The 17,667-nt window shown below is 59.5% G+C and carries 14 protein-coding genes; 7 read left to right on the top strand and 7 right to left on the bottom strand.

The window, feature by feature from the left end; all coding sequences use genetic code 11:
• On the bottom strand, positions 1–570 hold a 570-nt coding region (locus BN1133_RS19380; protein ID WP_197273690.1), incomplete at its 3' end, for a transporter substrate-binding domain-containing protein.
• A 110-nt stretch (positions 571–680) separates the two neighbouring features.
• Here BN1133_RS19380 and BN1133_RS19375 point away from each other — a divergent pair.
• On the top strand, positions 681–2,069 hold the full coding sequence (locus BN1133_RS19375; protein WP_050668091.1) for an aminotransferase-like domain-containing protein: 1,389 nt from the start codon (positions 681–683) through the stop codon (positions 2,067–2,069).
• A 47-nt stretch (positions 2,070–2,116) separates the two neighbouring features.
• On the opposite strand, the gene BN1133_RS19370 is transcribed toward BN1133_RS19375, so the two are convergent.
• Positions 2,117–3,544, bottom strand: coding sequence for an alanine/glycine:cation symporter family protein (locus BN1133_RS19370; protein WP_050668090.1), 1,428 nt, complete (start codon positions 3,542–3,544; stop codon positions 2,117–2,119).
• Positions 3,545–4,205: 661 nt separating this feature from the next.
• On the opposite strand from BN1133_RS19370, the gene tal reads away from it, so the two are divergent.
• Positions 4,206–5,156: a transaldolase gene (tal, locus tag BN1133_RS19365; RefSeq protein WP_050668089.1), complete on the top strand. Its 951-nt coding sequence runs from the start codon at positions 4,206–4,208 to the stop codon at positions 5,154–5,156.
• A 136-nt stretch (positions 5,157–5,292) separates the two neighbouring features.
• Positions 5,293–5,472, top strand: a complete 180-nt coding sequence (locus tag BN1133_RS19360; protein ID WP_050668088.1) for a DUF3545 family protein — start codon at positions 5,293–5,295, stop codon at positions 5,470–5,472.
• Between the two features lie 51 nt (positions 5,473–5,523).
• Here the strand turns inward: BN1133_RS19360 and BN1133_RS19355 are convergent, their stop codons facing one another.
• From BN1133_RS19355 to BN1133_RS19345, 3 genes are all read right to left on the bottom strand, one after another.
• On the bottom strand, positions 5,524–6,063 hold the full coding sequence (locus tag BN1133_RS19355; RefSeq protein ID WP_050668087.1) for a hemerythrin domain-containing protein: 540 nt from the start codon (positions 6,061–6,063) through the stop codon (positions 5,524–5,526).
• A gap of 87 nt (positions 6,064–6,150) precedes the next feature.
• Complete coding sequence (gene ung / locus BN1133_RS19350; protein ID WP_050668086.1) at positions 6,151–6,819, bottom strand: uracil-DNA glycosylase; 669 nt, start codon at positions 6,817–6,819, stop codon at positions 6,151–6,153.
• A 64-nt stretch (positions 6,820–6,883) separates the two neighbouring features.
• Entirely contained in the window at positions 6,884–7,603 is a 720-nt protein-coding gene (locus BN1133_RS19345) for a substrate-binding periplasmic protein (RefSeq protein WP_050668085.1), read from the bottom strand.
• Positions 7,604–7,972: 369 nt separating this feature from the next.
• On the opposite strand from BN1133_RS19345, the gene grcA reads away from it, so the two are divergent.
• The gene (gene grcA, locus BN1133_RS19340; RefSeq protein ID WP_050668084.1) at positions 7,973–8,353 is read left to right on the top strand and encodes an autonomous glycyl radical cofactor GrcA; all 381 of its coding nucleotides are present in this window, start codon (positions 7,973–7,975) and stop codon (positions 8,351–8,353) included.
• 109 nt (positions 8,354–8,462) lie between these two features.
• Here grcA and gltX read toward each other — a convergent pair whose 3' ends face one another.
• Complete coding sequence (gene gltX, locus BN1133_RS19335; protein WP_050668083.1) at positions 8,463–9,878, bottom strand: glutamate--tRNA ligase; 1,416 nt, start codon at positions 9,876–9,878, stop codon at positions 8,463–8,465.
• A gap of 252 nt (positions 9,879–10,130) precedes the next feature.
• Between gltX and BN1133_RS19330 the strand changes: the two genes are divergently transcribed.
• The 3 genes from BN1133_RS19330 to BN1133_RS19320 all read left to right on the top strand — a co-directional run bounded on the left by BN1133_RS19330 (position 10,131) and on the right by BN1133_RS19320 (position 13,447).
• Positions 10,131–12,233 (top strand): methyl-accepting chemotaxis protein, encoded by a 2,103-nt coding sequence (locus BN1133_RS19330; protein WP_050668082.1) that lies wholly within the window; start codon positions 10,131–10,133, stop codon positions 12,231–12,233.
• Positions 12,234–12,331: 98 nt separating this feature from the next.
• The gene (locus BN1133_RS19325; RefSeq protein WP_050668081.1) at positions 12,332–13,021 is read left to right on the top strand and encodes a LysM-like peptidoglycan-binding domain-containing protein; all 690 of its coding nucleotides are present in this window, start codon (positions 12,332–12,334) and stop codon (positions 13,019–13,021) included.
• A 216-nt stretch (positions 13,022–13,237) separates the two neighbouring features.
• The gene (locus tag BN1133_RS19320; RefSeq protein WP_050668080.1) at positions 13,238–13,447 is read left to right on the top strand and encodes a cold-shock protein; all 210 of its coding nucleotides are present in this window, start codon (positions 13,238–13,240) and stop codon (positions 13,445–13,447) included.
• Positions 13,448–13,565: 118 nt separating this feature from the next.
• Here the strand turns inward: BN1133_RS19320 and BN1133_RS19315 are convergent, their stop codons facing one another.
• A complete protein-coding gene (locus BN1133_RS19315; protein WP_058628327.1) occupies positions 13,566–17,642 on the bottom strand; it encodes a VWA domain-containing protein in 4,077 nt (1,358 codons plus the stop codon).
• Positions 17,643–17,667: the final 25 nt, after the last annotated feature.

Here is a 17,667-nt window from a genome sequence, read left to right as displayed (position 1 = left end):
CTCCCGCTTCTTGAACTCCACCCCCACCCCTATCTCGACCACGATGGCGTTGAGGCGCCCCGCCTGCAGATCGAGCCAGGCCTGCTCCGGTGAGCCATAGGTGACCACCGAGGCCCCCGCCTTGCCATAGATATCGCGGGCATAGTTCTCCTGGATCGATCCCATCTGAACACCGATTTTCTGCCCCTTCATGGCATCCGGCTCACCGCTCAGGGTCGTTCCCTTGGGCCCCATGAAGCTGGAGTAGCCCCCCTCATATTTGTCGCTGAAGGCCACCGCCTTCTTGCGCTCCTCCGTGATGGCCATGGAGGCGACGATGGCGTCAAACTTGCGCGCCTTGAGGGCCGGGAACATGCCGTCAAAGTCGTACTGCACTATCTTGCACTTCGCCTTCATCTCGCTGCAGAGGGCGTTGGCGATGTCCACGTCGAAACCGGCCAGGGAACCATCCGGCTTGACCATGCTGTAGGGGGGGAAGGTGCCGTCAGTGGCGATACGAAGCACGGGCTCGGTCGCCTGCACGGCGCCACTCACCAGCAGAGAACCCAGCATCAATGTCACAAGTTTCATGGTCTGTCTCCTCATCCTTGGAAGCATCAGGCTATTGCATCACACGGCCACAAAACATATACAATCCATTAACACACCATCACACTGTACAGGCCCGAGGTGCTATACGGATGCCCCCACTCACTCTGGATCCCCGCCACGGTACCCTGGTGCGACAACTGATGCATGCCATCGAGCAGGGGATCCGCGATCATCGCCTGCTGCCGGCCAGCCGCCTGCCCTCGGTACGGCAGCTCGCCAGCCAGCTCGGGATCAGCACCTTTACCGTGGCCGATGCCTATGGTCGTCTGGCCCAGAGCGGAGCCCTGCTGGCCCGTCCCGGTGATGGCTACTATGTGGCGCGCGACGAGCAGAATACCCCCTTTCCTCCTCCCCCGACTCCCGGACCCCGCTGGTTGACCGACCATCGCATCACCCCCTCCCCCGAGCTCATTCAGCCCGGAGCCGGCTGGCTGCCCCCCGACTGGTACCCCAACGCACTGCTGCAGAAGGCGATGCGCCAACTGGCCAAAGAGCCCGACTGTGGAGGTCACTATGAAGAGAGCGCCGGCTGGCAGCCTCTGCGCCAGCGATTGTGGCTACAGCACGGGGAGCAGGGCGTCGCCCTCGCGCCCGAAGGTGTATTGCTGACCCAGGGGGCAAGCCAGGCGCTGGCGCTGGTGGTCCAGGGAGAGCTCAGGGCCGGGGAGACGGTGCTGGTCGATGATCCGGGTTACTGCAACGTGCTCGCTCTGCTCGAGCTGAGCGGCATGCGGGTGGTCGGCGTCCCCTGGACGGCACAGGGGCCGGATTGTCAGCAGCTCGCCACCCTGCTCAAAGCGCATCGTCCGCGCCTCTTCTTCACCAATCCCAGACTGCACAACCCGACCGGCGCCAGCTACTCGGCGGCCACCGCCTTTCGGGTGCTGCAGTTGGCCGAGGCCCACGACTGCCTTATCGTCGAGGACGACGTGAGCGCCCCCCTGGTGCGCGAGGGGGGCCCCACCCTGGCAGCCCTCGCCGGCCTGGAGCGTGTCATCTACATCGGCAGTTTTGCCAAGACCCTGGCACCGGGCCTGCGGGTCGGCTACCTGCTCGGCACCCCGGAACGGGTCGATCGCCTGATGCGTCTCAAGGCTCTTAATGCCATCGCCTCCTCCGGGTTGAGTGAGCGTCTGGTCCTGCGCATGCTGGGTGAGCCCGAGCGGGAGCGGGAGCTGAGCCGCCTGCGCGGCCGCCTTCAGAGTGCGGCAGAGCGTTGGGAGCGAGGCCTGGAGCGCATTGGCTGGCAAAGCTTCTGCCCCCCCGCTGGCGGCCTCTTCTCCTGGGTCCGCCTCCCCCCGGGGCATCAGGACGCAGCCCAATGCGCCGGGGATGCCCTCGCCGCCGGTTTCCTGCTCGCCCCGGGCAGCCAGTTTCGCCAGGGCCAGCCAGCCACCCCCTTCCTGCGCTGCAACCTGGCCTACTCACCACCCGGTCTGCTCGACTTTCTGCAGCGTTGGGCCGAACGTCGCCCATGAAAAAGGGGAGCCAACGGCTCCCCTCTCTATCACATCAGGCGATAGCCTCAGGACTTGGGATTGTCCCAGATCCCCGGCTCCAGCTGACTGCGGATCTCGGGATACTTGTTGGCATCGAAGGTGGGCACCTTGCCCAGCTTGAGCTGATCGTTGTAATCCTTGGCCAGCTTGATCGCCACGCCCGAGAGCAGCAGGATGGCGATCAGGTTGACAATCGCCATCAGCCCCATGGAGACATCCGCCATGGCCCAGACGGTGGGCAGCTCACCCACGGAGCCAAACATCACCATCGCCAGCACCACCAGACGGAACAGCAGCAGGCCGGCCTTGTGGTTGTGCTCGAGGAAGATGAGGTTGGTCTCGGCATAGGAGTAGTTCGCCACTATGGAGGTGAAGGCGAAGAAGAAGATGGCCGCCGCGATAAAGATGTTGCCCCAGCTGCCGACCTGGGAGGAGAGCGCCCGCTGGGTCAACTCGACACCGGTGATCCCGGAACCCGGCTCAAACTGGCCGGAGAGCAGGATAATAGAGGCGGTACAGGTACAGATGACTAGGGTATCCATGAACACCCCCAGCATCTGCACATAGCCCTGAGAGGCCGGGTGCGGCGGATAGGGAGTGGCGGTGGCCGCCGCGTTGGGAGCAGAGCCCATGCCCGCTTCGTTGGAGAAGAGGCCACGCTTGATGCCGTTGATCATCGCCTGGGAGATGGCGTAACCCAGGGCGCCTGAGCCCGCCTGTTCGATGCCGAACGCCGACTTGAAGATAAGGGCAAACACCCCCGGCAGCTCGGTGATGTTCATCATGACGATGACCAGGGCCATGGCGATGTAGGCCAACGCCATAAAGGGCACCACCATCTCGGCAAAGCGTGCGATACCGCGGATCCCGCCGAAGATAATGAGGCCAGCCAGGGCCATCAGGGCGATGCCGCTGACCCAGTCAGGAATACCAAATGCCACGTTCATGGCCTGACTGATGGAGTTGGCCTGAACCGCATTGAAGACCAGACCAAAGGCGAGCAACAGGCAGAGGGAGAACACCACCCCCATCCAGCGCATGCCAAGACCCTTCTCCATGTAGTAGGCCGGACCACCGCGGTAGTTGCCATCCTCGTCCTTGACCTTGTAGAGCTGGGCCAGGGCGCTCTCGGCAAAGGCGGTCGCCATGCCGATGAAGGCGATCAGCCACATCCAGAAGATGGCGCCGGGGCCACCCAGGTAGATGGCTACGGCCACACCGGCCAGGTTACCGGTACCGACCCGGGCAGCCAGGCTGGTACAGAGGGCCTGGAAGGAGGAGATCCCCGCCTGATCCGATTTACGGCTGTTCTTGAGCACAGAGAACATGTGGCCAAAGTGGCGAACCTGGATGAAGCCGAGCCGAACAGTAAAGAAGATGCCGACCCCAATGAGGAGGTAGATGAGAACCGCTCCCCAGAGCAGATCATTGAGCAGTGCAATCAGTGTATCCATAAGATTCTCGTTCTAATTAACATCCAAGACAGTAGCCGTAGCCCCGTCTTATCCTGTCTGTCTTGCCCATGCTTGAGCAATTTCTAAAGGGCCGGAATCTAGCACAGGGGGGGCAGATGACCTAGCCTCCCCCGCCAATTTCACGAAAAAAAGCCGAATTATTGTCCAATGACACCGGTTTTTTGTCGCGGCTGAGCGCCTTTGGCTCCACTTTTACCGCATTTTTTCCTGATCCAGTGGCCAGGAAACCGTTTCGCCACAGGGCATCGCAAACGGGGTGAAAACATCAAAACGTTTATATGTAGGAAAATTTCAAGATCTTTTCATTACCTTTGTGGTGATCGAGTTCACATAACTTGATTAAGAGTGAAAAATAAGATTTTTATCCCTCCCGAGCCGGGAGTGGGGTGGTAGGCACTTTGTCATTATTTATCAATTGGATAGAGCGATATCAACCCGACCTTGCCCCCCGCAGGTCAAAGCATCAACAATCGCCCCCCTTGCAGTAGTGGGGCGGGAGGTATTAAGTAGGCAGGCGCTGCCGCCAGCCCCTGCCGGCGCACCGAATTTCGCGTTTTGACGAGGGCCTGCTGTAATTTACTTTCAGGCAATCGGACGCACCACCCGGGCATGCCCCCGACACAGAGAGATAGACACTGCTATGGCCGACAAACTCACCCAGCTGAAAGCCCTGACCACTGTGGTTGCCGACACCGGCGACATCGAAGCCATCAAACGCTACCAGCCCATCGACGCCACCACCAACCCCTCTCTGGTGCTGAAGGCCTCCGAAATTCCCGAATACGCACCGCTGATCGAAGATGCCATCACCTGGGCCAAGGCTCAAAGCAGTGACCAAGCCCAGCAGATCATCGACGCCGGTGACAAACTGGCCGTCAACATCGGTCTCGAGATCCTGAAGATCGTCCCGGGCCGCATCTCCACTGAAGTGGACGCTCGCCTCTCCTTCGACACCGAGGGCAGCATCGCCAAGGCGCGCAAGCTGATGCGTCTCTACAACGAAGCCGGTATCAGCAACGATCGTATCCTGATCAAGCTGGCCTCCACCTGGGAAGGGATCCGCGCCGCCGAGGTGCTGGAGAAAGAGGGCATCCAGTGCAACCTGACCCTGCTCTTCTCCTTCGCCCAGGCCCGCGCCTGTGCCGAAGCCGGTGTATTCCTTATCTCTCCGTTTGTGGGCCGTATCCTCGACTGGTACAAGGCCAAGCACAACCGTGACTACACCGCTTCCGAAGATCCGGGCGTGGTCTCCGTCACCGCCATCTACGACTACTACAAGCAGCACGGCTACCACACAGTGGTCATGGGTGCGAGCTTCCGCAACACCGGCGAGATCCTCGAGCTGGCCGGCTGTGACCGCCTGACCATTGGCCCGGCACTGCTGGAAGAGCTGAGCAAGAGTGAAGGGGCCGTGGTGCGCAAGCTGGAGTTCAAGGGTGAACAGCAACCCAAGCCGACCCCCATGAGCGAGACCGAGTTCCGCTGGGAGCTGAACCAGGATGCCATGGCCGTCGAGAAACTGGCCGAGGGCATCCGCCTGTTCGCCGTCGATCAGGGCAAACTGGAAGCCATGCTGGCCAGCAAACTCTGATAGGCCATTCGGGTCCAAGGGCAGCCATCGGCTGCCCTTTTTTATGGTTGTCACCGACCTGTCACGCAAACGTTTTAATTTTGGGGTGGTTGTGATATATCGATGGTGACAACTACAACAAATCCAGGAGGTGACCATGGAAAGGTTCGACTTCGATTTTGAAGATGTTGTTGAACCCGGTTCACGCAGCCGGGGCACGGGAAAAAAAAGGAAATGGAGAGAGATCGAAGCGCTGAAAGACAAGCATCGCCTGCAAAAGGAGCTGCAGTCCATCGACATCGCCTATGATGGTGCGCGCGACGATATCGACTTCTAAGCCTCTAAAAGAGAGACCCCGCTTCGGCGGGGTCTCTGCTTTATGTGCGCCTCAATGCAGGGCCAGTCGCTCGGCCAGATCGCGAAAATGCTGCGCCACCTCAGGCCCAAACAGGGGATCGGCCTGGGCATGGACCAGCCAACTCTGTTCGAGACTGCGCCAGTCATCCTCGGTCAGGGATTCCCGCAGCAGAGGGAAGACAACCTTCTCCTCGTAGTTCATGTGATTCTCTTGCAGGGTGATGAACTGCTCCAGCTTGGCGGTAAATTGATCCAGCGGGATCACCGCATCGAGGAGGATCATCTCCACCATTTCCTTGAGTTCACGACCACTCTCAACCAGCTTCTGGTGCTCCTCATGCAAGCGGTTACCCACATCCCCGTCGACCACCCGGTATCTGAGGTAGTAGTCGTAGATCATGTCTTCCTTGGGGTGGTGGCGCTTGTCGGCAACCTCACCCAGATAATCGACCACATCGCGGATCAGGTGATAACTCACCTTCTCCTCGGCCCGGATCGCCAGCAGCTTGCGCTTGAGCAGGGCCAGTAACTTGGCAATATTGATGTGTTCCTGATGCAGACTGGACAACATGGCGGCACTCCTTGCGCTGAACATGAAAGGGAGTCTTTTACCCGTATTATATGCGCAATAAATGAACCATCTTTGAATCCGGTCAATCTATCGGCAGACGGAAGTCCAATCGATGGGGGCCAAACCGGCACTCTCGAGCAGGCGATTGGTCTCTGAAAAGTGGCCGCAGCCGATAAAACCCCGGTGGGCCGAGAGGGGGCTGGGATGAGGCGCCGTCAGTACATGGTGGCGCCCTCTGTCGATGATGCGCCCCTTCTTCTGGGCATGGGCTCCCCACAGCAGGAACACGACCCCTTCACGGGAGGCATTGATCACCTCGATGACCCGGTCGGTGAAAGTCTCCCAGCCGAGATGAGCATGGGAATGCGCCATACCGGCCTGTACCGTGAGGACGGTATTGAGCAGCAATACCCCCTGGCGTGCCCAGCTCTCGAGATAACCGTGAGCAGGGGCCGTGAAGCCGGGCAGATCCCGCTCCATCTCCTTATAGATGTTGACGAGGGAGGGCGGTATACGTACCCCGTGCTGGACGGAGAAACAGAGGCCGTGCGCCTGGTTGGGGCCGTGGTAAGGATCCTGACCCAAAATCACCACCTTGATATCGCCCAGCTCGGTGAACTTGAAGGCATTGAAAACATCGGCGGCCGGGGGATAGACGATCTTGCCCGACTCGCGCTCGGCCCGCACCGTGGCCATGGTCTGCCTGAAATACTCCTGCTCTTTCTCGGCCCCGAGCACATCACTCCAGCTTTGCACCTTGCTAACCCTCACATCATCGACGAAAGGGCCCAGAATAGGCCCTGGTGTCGGTGGGTGCAACTCACGGTTGCGGCTGCCAGTAACGGGTAAAACGCCCGCTATCGTGCAACCGGCCAAGGCCTACATTGAGTTTATTCACCAGGGCGTCGGCATTGGGTAACCGGCGCGGGATCAGCAAGACCCCCTCCTCAGACCATACGGGCTCGGAATGGGAGTGCAACCGCGTTCTGGGGATCCCCTTCTCCTTAAGCAGGGCGAGGACCACCTGCTCATCCATCACCATGACATCGGTGCGTCCGAGTAGCAGCTTGCCCAGAGTCTGCTCATCGCTCATGGACCACTCCATCTCCAGCTCGTTCTGCAGGGACGCAAACATCTCACCATAGTAGTAACCCCGGGTGCCACCCACCTTGTAGCCCTGTAAGGAGCGCAACCCGGGCAGGGGGCGATCCGCCAATGCGAAGAGCCGGGTCGTGAAGTGCCCCAGAGGCAGTGAATAGTAGAAAGCTTGTTCCCTCTGGGCTGAGCGGAACCAGGGCATAGTGGCCTCGAACTCGCCGGCCAGGGTCAACTTGTAGGCTCGCTGCCAGGGAAAGAAGTGGAAGCTCGCCTCGATTCCTACCTCATGAAAGGCCTCTTTCACCAACTCGCAGAGAAATCCCTGTCGGGGTAATTCGGCACCGACATAGGGCGGCCACTCTCCCACCGCGATGCGCACCTCCTGCCCCTGTACCCACTGGAACCAGAGCAGCATGAGCGCCGCCCACCACCCGATCTTCATGCCTGCCTCCAGCACCAGTACCCTATGGAAGCCTAGCCCATTTACCCATCATTCACGGCAGAGGCACAGCAGGTTACTACCGGGAAACACACGAAAACCTGTAGTTTATTTACAACATTAAGCATCATTTGATATATTACAAAGACACCTTAACAACACATTAAAAATCACATTTTATTGATTGCGCTCAATTGTTTATATTGAAACAAGCGGGGCTAAATGGATATTTTTTGATTTAAATCAATTTTCGTACTATTACCACCATGGTATATATGCCTTCGACGAATTAAAGGTGTAAGGCGGCAGCCCCTTTTCCATGATCGTGGGTAACTTCCTTACAATCCATCCGCTCTCAACAGGAGTCGTACCATGATCAAGGGCATCCAAATCACCCACGCCGACAACGCCGCACTGCTGAACTCTTTCTGGCTGCTGGACGAAGCCAACCAGGAAGCTCGTTGCATCTGCGTAAAGGGTGACGCCTTCACCGCCGATCAGCAGGTCAAGGTTGCCGAGCTGGGCAAGTTCGAATACCGCGAAGTCGCCATTCAAGCCGCTCCCCAGGTCGAAGGTGGCCAGCACCTGAACGTCAACGTGCTGAGCCGCGAGACGCTGGAAGATGCCGTCGAGCATCCGGAGAAGTACCCCCAGCTGACCATCCGTGTATCCGGTTATGCCGTTCGCTTCAATGCCCTGACCCCGGAGCAGCAGCGCGACGTCATCACCCGCACCTTCACCCAGAGCATGTAATTCCCTCTGAGTGACCAGAAAGCCAGTCCCATGACTGGCTTTCTTCGTTTCCGCGATACAAAAAAAACGGGCCCCATCACGGGGCCCGTTCTCGTCGCACAAGGGCAGTTTATTCGGCGGCCATGCGCTCGGTGATGTACGCCAGGGCGCGATCGATGCGACCCAGCACGCGCTCCTTGCCCACCAGAGCCATGACGGCATCGATGGAGGGTGACTGGCCCAGACCGGTCACGGCCACACGCAGCGGCATGCCAACCTTGCCCATCCCCTGCCCCAACTCGGTGGCAGTGGCCTCGATCACCAGATGCAGGGACTCGGTGGTCCAGCTCTCCAGAGCAGCCAGCTTCTGCCTGGCCAGGGCCAGGGGCTCGGCGGCAACACCGCGCAGGTGCTTCTTGGCGGCAGCCTCGTCGATGGCCTCATACTCCTCGAAGAAGTAGCGGCTCTGGGCGGCCAACTCGCGCAGGGTGTTGCAGCGCTCGGCCAGCAAGGTGATGACAGCGGTCAGCTCGGGGCCATTGGCGGTGTCGATCTGCTGATCGGCCATGTGCCAGGCCAGGTGCTTGGCCACATAGGCCGGATCCAGGGTGCGCATGTAGTGATTGTTGAGCCACAGCAGTTTGTCGGTGTTAAACGCCGAGGCCGACTTGGAGATGGCATCCAGGCTAAACAGCTTGATCATCTCGTCCAGGGTGAAGATCTCCTGATCCCCATGGGACCAACCCAGACGCACCAGGTAGTTCAGCAGGGCCTCCGGCAGGTAGCCGTCATCACGATACTGCATGACGGAGACGGCGCCGTGGCGCTTGGAGAGCTTGGCGCCATCGTCACCCAGGATCATGGAGACGTGGGCAAATTCCGGCACGGGGGCGTTCAGGGCCTTGTAGATGTTGATCTGGCGCGGGGTGTTGTTGATGTGGTCTTCACCACGCACCACGTGGGTGATCTCCATGTCCCAGTCGTCCACCACCACGCAGAAGTTATAGGTGGGGGCGCCGTCGGTACGGCGGATGATGAGATCGTCGAGCTCGGTGTTGGCGAACTCGATGCGGCCGCGCACGTGGTCGTCGAACACCACAGAGCCCTCGGTCGGATTACGGAAGCGGATCACGTGGGGGGCGTCGGCCGGGTGATCGTGGGCGCCATCACGGCACTTGCCATCGTAGCGCGGCTTCTCGCCGCTGGCCATCTGGCCTTCACGCAGGGCTTCCAGGCGCTCCTTGGAGCAGTAGCACTTGTAGGCGCGGCCGTCGGCCAGCATCTCGTCGATCAGGGCGTTGTAGCGGTCAAAACGCTTGGTCTGGTAGTAGGGACCCTCGTCCCAGCCCAGCCCCAGCCACGCCATGCCCTCGATGATGGCGTCGATGGCCTCCTGGGTGGAACGTTCCAGATCGGTATCCTCGATACGCAGCACGAATTCACCACCCTGATTCTTGGCAAACAGCCAGGAGTAGAGCGCGGTACGGGCACCGCCGACGTGCAGGAAGCCGGTCGGGCTGGGAGCAAAGCGGGTTTTGACTTTCATGGTTAAGCCTTGTGTGTGGGCCCGGTCGAGGGCCGATTCGCCGTAAAAACGGCGGCATTTTAGCACCCCTGCCGCCAGATGGGAAAAGGGCGCCATGATTCGGATAAAGACCTTGTAAACCAAGAAGTTTGAAAATGATCCCAAAATCGGGATGAAAATTGGGATTAGCTACTCATTCCTTGCCCGAACCGCTCCAGATCCTGCTGCAGCGGTCGATAAACATAACAAATCAGCCTCATAAGGAACATGACAATGCAGTTCCGCTCCATCCAGACCCGGATCCTGGTCATGGCGGGGGTCGCCATGACCGTCGCCCTGTCCCTGCTCATCCTCCTCAACCAATACTCGGGTCGCCAGACCCAGCAATTGACGGTCGACTCCAGCCGTCATGCTCTGCAGGAGGAGGCCTGGCAGAAAGTCACGGCCAACGCCCGTGCCGAGGCGGCAGTGATCACCCAGTTGCTGCAAAAGAGCCTCTCCTACACCCAGTCTCTCGCCGGCACCTTTGCCCTGCAGCAGGAGGGGAAACTGGCCATCAGCCGCGCCGAGGCGATCAAGTTGCTCCACGCCCAGCTGATGCTCGACACCTCCCTCTATGGCAGCTTCGCCGGCTTTGCCCCAAACGGTTTCGACGGGCAGGACGCCAGCTTTGCAGGCCAGGGAGAGTCCGGCAGCGATGCCCAGGGCCGCTTCGTCCCCTACTACTACAAGGAGGGCAACACCATCGGCAGCGATCTGCTGCTCTCCATCGAGAAGGGGGACACCGATGAGTTTGGGAACCCGGCCAATGACTACTATGCCTGCCCGCAGCGGGAGGAGCGCTCCTGCCTCATCGATCCGTTCCAGGTCGATATTAACGGCCAGAAGGTAATGGTGAGCACCATTACGACCCCCATCATGGCTGACGGGCGCTTTCGCGGCATCGTCGCCGTCGATCTCGAGGTGGGCGCCATCAGTCAGCAGGCCAAGAGCCTGAACGCCAACATTTACGACGGCAAGGGGGAAACCCTGATCGTCAGTGCCGCCGGCGTTATCACGGGCACCAGTGGCAACGACAGCGTCCTGGGTCAGCATGCCAAGAGCCTGCTGGGTGAGCAGTGGAGCCACTACCTCAAGCCGGAGGTGCAACGCCAGGAACTCGACGGCGCCTTCCGTATCTCGGTCCCTATCGCCGTACCCGGTCTGGCTCGCAACTGGGCCATCATAGTCACCCTGCCCTATAGCGTGGTGCTCGAGCGGGCCGACCAACTGGAGAGCCAGCTCACCGACATGAACCGCGCCGCCGTGACTCAGCAACTGATCGGCGCCTTGGTCGTTCTGGTATTGGCTCTGCTGACCATGGTCATGATCGCCCGCGCCATCACAGGCCCAATCCGCCAGATGGTGACCCTGGTCGATGACATCGCCGATGGCGAAGGGGATCTCACCAAGCGTCTCACCACCCGCTCCGTCGATGAGCTGGGGGCCCTCTCCAAGGGGATCAACCGCTTCATCGACAAGTTGCAGCACCTGCTGGGAGACGTATTGACGACCGCAGGACAGGTCAACCGTCACGCCGGTGAGACCGATCAGATAGCCGCCCGTACCGACAACAACTTGCAGCATCATCAGGCCGAGATGGATCAGATGCTCACCGCGGTACAGGAGATGTCCTATGTGAGCCAGGAGGTGGCCACCCATGCCAACAACACCGCCAACTCGGCCAAGCAGGCCCAGCAGGCGGCCGATCAGGGCAAGAGCCGCTTCCAGCAGATGATCAAGTCGATGCACAAGGTCGCCGATGAAGCCGGCCGAGGGGCAGAGGTGGTCGACAGCCTGGCCAAGGACAGCGAGCAGATCACCAGCATACTCACCGTTATTCAGGGGATCGCCGATCAGACCAATCTGCTGGCCCTCAACGCCGCCATCGAGGCCGCGCGGGCCGGCGAGCAAGGCCGTGGCTTCGCCGTGGTCGCCGACGAGGTACGCAAGCTGGCCGGCAACACCCAGCAGGCGGTGCAAAACACTCAGGAGCTGATCGAGAAGATCCGCCAGAGCTCCGACAATGCGGTGCAGGCCATCAGCCTGAGTCAACAATTGACTCATCAGGCGGTCGGTGAGGCCGATCAGGCCGAGGAGGCATTGGGGGCCATCTACCAGGCCATCTCGACCATCAACGACATGACCTATCAGATAGCGTCTGCGGCCGAGGAGCAGAGCACCGTCTCCGAAACCGTCTCTGGCAACCTCTCCAAGACCAATACCCTGGCCACCGAGATCGCCCAGGATGCCACCCAGACGGCCCAGGCCAGCCAGGCACTGCGCGAGGCAGCCAATCAACTGCAGCGTCTGCTCGGTCAGTTCCGCCTCAAATAAGTAATTTTCCTCTTGCGGACTCTCCCCCTCGGGGGCGAGTCCGTTTACCATAGGCGCCGAATTTGCCTGTGGAGGCAATGCAGTAAGAGGAAAACCCTGTGCCGACTCCGGATCGTCGTCCCCGTGGCCAACATCGCCGTGCCAGAGCAGGGCGCCAACCCGACAGCAACCTGCTCCAACGTGTCCAGCTCAAAATCCAGGAGTGGAAAGAGGCGCGGGCGAATGCCGGCGCTCGCACCGATGCGGCTCGCCCCAAGCGCTCTGCCGGGGATGACGGGAAGAAACGCCTCATCGTCACAGGCGGGCTCCCGCGCCGTCACACCATAGCCCTGGCGCTGTTAGTGCCCCTCTGGCTGCTGCTCCTGGCCTGGCAACCGAGCGATGAGCTGCCGGTGCAGAGCGCCCCCTCCGGCTCGCTGGCGGTCCCCATCGCCGTACCGGTTCAGGCCCAGCAAACGGCCAGCGGTCAACCCATCCAGCCCAAGCCCAAGGCGGTCGAGAAGCTGCCGGCCGGATGGAACTGGCTCACCCATGAGGTCGATGCCGGGGAGACCCTGTTTGCCGTTTTCCGCAAATTCCAGCTGCCGGGCGCCGAGCTCAGCCGCCTGGTCGCCATCGAGGGGCCGGATCGTCCCCTGACGCGCCTGCAGGCGGGTAAATCCGTCTATGTGCTGCTCGACGCCGACCGCCGGATCCAGCGGGTCGAGATCCGCGATAAAGGAGAGCCCATCTATCGCTATGTGCGCGAAAACGAAGGGTTCATACAAAAAGAGATTGGCAACCCCTGATCCCCGGATGGGGAGGCGGCGCCTCCCCATTCTTTCAATATTTTAAGCTTGCTCATAAAACCGTAATCCCGTCTTTGACTTGTCATTCCCCCCTCGTAGAATCGATCCCGCTTGGAACAGGGATTTGTTGCTTGCCACCAAGACAGGCGCCTGCTCCTTCGATCTGTTGACCCTCACGTTGGGTCTGTGTACCTCTGTTATTGATAGGATTGACACATGTCTGATATTCGCACCGGCCAGGTTAAATGGTTCAACGAAACCAAGGGCTTCGGCTTTATCGAGCAGGCTCAGGGCCCGGACGTTTTCGTTCACTTCTCCTCCATCCAGTCCGACGGTTTCAAGACCCTGGCTGAAGGTCAGAAGGTCCAGTTCACCGTGACCCAGGGCAAGAAGGGCCCCCAGGCCGAGAACGTCAAACTCGTCTGAGTGAGCCGGTGAAACGAAGAGAGGAGCCATGGCTCCTCTTTTTTATTGTCCTCTTCGCGCCTCTGCACCATAAAAAAGCGGCGGGATAATCCCGCCGCCTTGTATTGCTGATGACAACTTACTTGTCGATATCGAGCAGATGGTTCTGCAACAGGTAGTTGATCACCTGTTGGGAGGCCCACTCACTACCACCGGATACCTTGCCGTTACTGTCTCCAGTGATCGTCTCGAAAGAGTGGCCCAGCAGAACGATCTCCTGGCTGATCACGCTGCTTCCTTCCGACGCTTTTACCTGCAGATGCACGCCATCGGTGGCCTCAAAGGCCGAGAGCAGCTTGCCAAGATCACTCTCCAACTTGCTACCGCTGTGATCCAGCATATCGGAGAGATCCAGCTTGTCGGAGTCGGCAATATCAACACTTCGGAAGGTATTCCATCCATTGCTGCTTTGCTGCCACTCATTACCATGCTCCACATGGAAGTCGGTGATGTAGTCGATGGCATGGGGAGGCGTATTATTGCCGACAGCCCCCTGCTCGAGAGCATCTCCCTGCTTCCAGAGGAAGGTATCGGCACCATCGCCACCGGTCAGCAGATCCCCGTAATAGAGCTTGCCGCTGCCGCCAGGTGCCGCCCCCGACGTTCCATGCCCATTGGTACCACCGATCAGGGTATCGTCGCCCGCACCACCGGTCAGATGATCATTCCCCTTACCACCGTACAGGGTCACACCGGCACGGGTATCGACATTGACTTCGGTCATCTCCTGAGGGCCGCTGCCCAGCACGCCACCAAGGGCGACATGCACTCGGCTGGCATCGAGCACGGTGAGGTGATCGTCTCCATCCTGCCCGGCAAACGTCCTGCCGTTATCTGACGGCTCGATCACCAGGTTCAGGTTACCCGTGGCCTTGTCACCATCGGCATCGAGCAGATCGAAGCCAATATTCTTGGTCTGGGCACCATGCTGCTGGGTCTGGTAGAGATACTCACCGGTTACCAACCCGACGGTCAGCTTGTCACCATTATCCAGAGTGATCTGCAGTTGTTGATGCTGGGCATCATAGCTGCCCCCCTGATCGGCACCGCTGACAAGACGTCCATTCTCGATGGTATAAACGTGGCCATCGACACGCACCGAGCTGATGGCCCCGCCATCGGCACCGGCCCCCGTTCCAGCCTGACCAAAGAGATCGCCGCTGACGGAGCGCTGTACCGTGCCGCTGATCACCTGATCCAGCTTGCTCATATCGGTCACAACAATGGCATCAGTGTTCTGCTCGGATACGCCATCATAGGCAGCCAGGTTGAGCGCGGTCTGCGCATTTTGATTAATCCCAGACCCCATACCCAGCGAGTAGCTCTTGATGTCATTTGCCTTGAGGAAGTTCAGCCAAGTGCTCTCGGGGACACCATAGCCGGTCCATGGTTCTCCGTCAGAGAAGAAATAACTGACATTCTGCACCCCCTGCCCCGTCAATTTACCCTGGTCGGCAAATGCATCGATACTCTCGTTGATGGCATCCTTGTAGTTGGTACCCCCATCTGCACTCAAGGACCAGATATGGGCCTTGGCCTCAGTCACCGTCATCCAGCGCTCACCGATGTCATCTGCTCCACTGCTGAACGTCACGATGCGCACCTTGGTGCTACCCAGACTGTCATAGGTATTGAGCAGGGAAATGAGTGACTCCTTGGCAATATCCAGTCTCGTCTTGCCGGGTACGCCAGAGGGATCCTTCATAGAGCCAGACACATCCACAATCAGCATCAGGTTGCTCTGAATACCGGAACCCTCGATATGCCCGGCCTGAGGTGTCACCACCACGGGACTGTCGTCCTCAATGGTGATCGGAAGCTTGCCTGTGGTCACCGACTGGCCATCGGAGACTCTCACATCCAGATCGAAGCGAAGGGTATCTTCCTGCCCTGCCACCGAATGATCGACCGGCCCCTTGAGGGTGACCTGATAACCCCACTCCCCCTTGCCCGAGCCGTTCGGCGGGGTCAGTTTGACCTCAAGTACTGGTTTACCATTGGCACTGCCCAGCAGTGTCTGCCCAGACATGCTCCAGGTAATCGCACTGCCACCCGATGTCAGTCCGACGGGACCGGCAAGTGTGACATTGACCTGATTGCTATCGACATCTCCGACGATCAGTTTGCCAGATGCAATGATGCCATTGGTGGTATCCGGATTGCCCTGATTGTCGGGCAGAGCACCGCTCAGCCCCTCCTCGGAGAGTTGAACCTGTCCAGTGATCGACAGGGTCGGAGCCGCATCATTATCGTGTACTACCCCAGAACCACTCACCCCACCAATGGTGAGTCGGAGCGTCTCATCCGACTCGACGAGGCGATCGTCAACGGCAAGAATAGAAACGGTGAAGCCAGAGACGCCGGCAGGCACGACAATCTTGCCTGTTTGACTGTTGTAACTGACCCCATTGCTGAAGCTGGGGGTCCCCACATCTCCTGCAGAGGTCGGGGCTGCACCACTGCCCACCATCGAGAAGCTGTATTCGGTCGCGACAGTGGTCGCGGATGTCAGCGTAACGCTGTGAGCCAAAGCGTCCCCTTCGGTCGCCGATGCATCGGAGACGGACGCGATTGAGGGAGCGCTCAGCGGGTTGACCGCGAAGCTGCCCAAAGAGGCATCGCCATCCTTATCTACGGCTCTGAAGACAAAGTCGATATCCCCATCCCCAACCGGGCGCTGCATCTGTTCATACTGGAAGAACTCCCACTGGCCGGTGGCCGGGGTGAACTCCATCTTGAAGACAAGATGGCCGGCAGCATCCTTACCGAGCAGGGTATTTGCCCCATCGGCCATCAGGGTAATCAAGGAACCGCTGGCCGTTCTGAGACCACTCTCACCGGACACCAGCTCGAGCGCTCCTTTACCGTCCGCCCCCCACTGGGGATTGACCGAACCGGAGCCATAGGCGATCGCCTGAGGAGTCGAGGAACCCAGGAATTCAATCGACTTAATGGTGAAGTCACTGTTGTCTTTGATACTGAAGGAGTTACCGTTATCAGTAGCCCTGACCACCATGGTATCAAAGCCACCCTGCTGCACCTGGAAGTTGGCAGCATAGTCGCCACTTTGAGCGTTGGAGCTAAAGGTCTGGGTCGCCACCAGATCGCCGCCACGCCAGAACTCCACCACGCCGCTCTCAAGCTCACCCCCATAGATCTTGCTGAACTCGAGCTTGGCACCATAGGCTACCGTCCCGGCATCGAGCTTGAAGACCAGCTGCTCGGAGGCACTGGAACCATCCGCAAACTTGCGGAAATCCACTTCATTCGACAGGTTATGATAAGGCGCCCCTACGCTCTTGACCCCGAGGCCATCCGGCGAGCCATTGACAGAGGCATCGATCAACTTGGAGGAGGTGGCAGATTCGAACCCCTTGGCCGTAATGGTGAAACGACCAGCATCGATCTCCGACTTGTCACCGGAATATCCAGTCAGGCTGAATTTACCGGTCAAAACATCCGGAATATGGGTGTTAACCACGGAGACAGCGGCACTGTCACCGGCAATCGGCGCATCATCCTCAACAGTGATAGGCAGCGAACCAACCGTAGTGCTCTGTCCATCAGAAACAGAAACTCCGACGTTGAAGCTCAGCGAGTCCTCGGTACCCGTCACCGGGTGATCGAGAGCACCTTTCAGAGTTACGTCATAACCCCAATCGCCTTTGGTACTTCCTGCAGGTGCGGTCAGTTTGACATCAAGCACGGCCTTATAGTCCGTACCACCCAAGGTACCGGTATACCCGGTCAACACCTTGCCTGATGCATCCCAGTTCCACTTCACATCCAGCCCGCCGGACTTGAGCCCGGCTGGACCAGTGAGGCTGACCGTCACGCTACTGCTATCGGCATCCCCCACGGTAATAGTGCCGCTGGCGACGGTCGCATTGGTGGTATCAGTATTACCTGCGGCATCAGGCAACCCGTTAGCCAGCCCCTCTTCGGACACCACCGCAGGTTTATTGATCACCACAGTGGGAGGAGCATCGTTGTCGATGATGGTGGCAGTACCGGTCGTGCCATAACCATTAGCCGTAGCAGTCAGGTTGTAGCGTTCCGAAGTTTCCTGCTGGGTATCATCGATGGTACTGACCTTGACCGCAAAGCCGGTGGTCCCCGCCGGCACGCTGACGCTGAAGCTGCCATCGGCCGCCACCGCGACGCTCTGGCTCACGCCACCG

The sequence above is a fragment of the Aeromonas schubertii genome (assembly GCF_000820105.1).
Taxonomy (GTDB): Bacteria; Pseudomonadota; Gammaproteobacteria; order Enterobacterales; family Aeromonadaceae; genus Aeromonas; species Aeromonas schubertii.
This window is presented reverse-complemented; position numbering and strand designations above follow the sequence as displayed.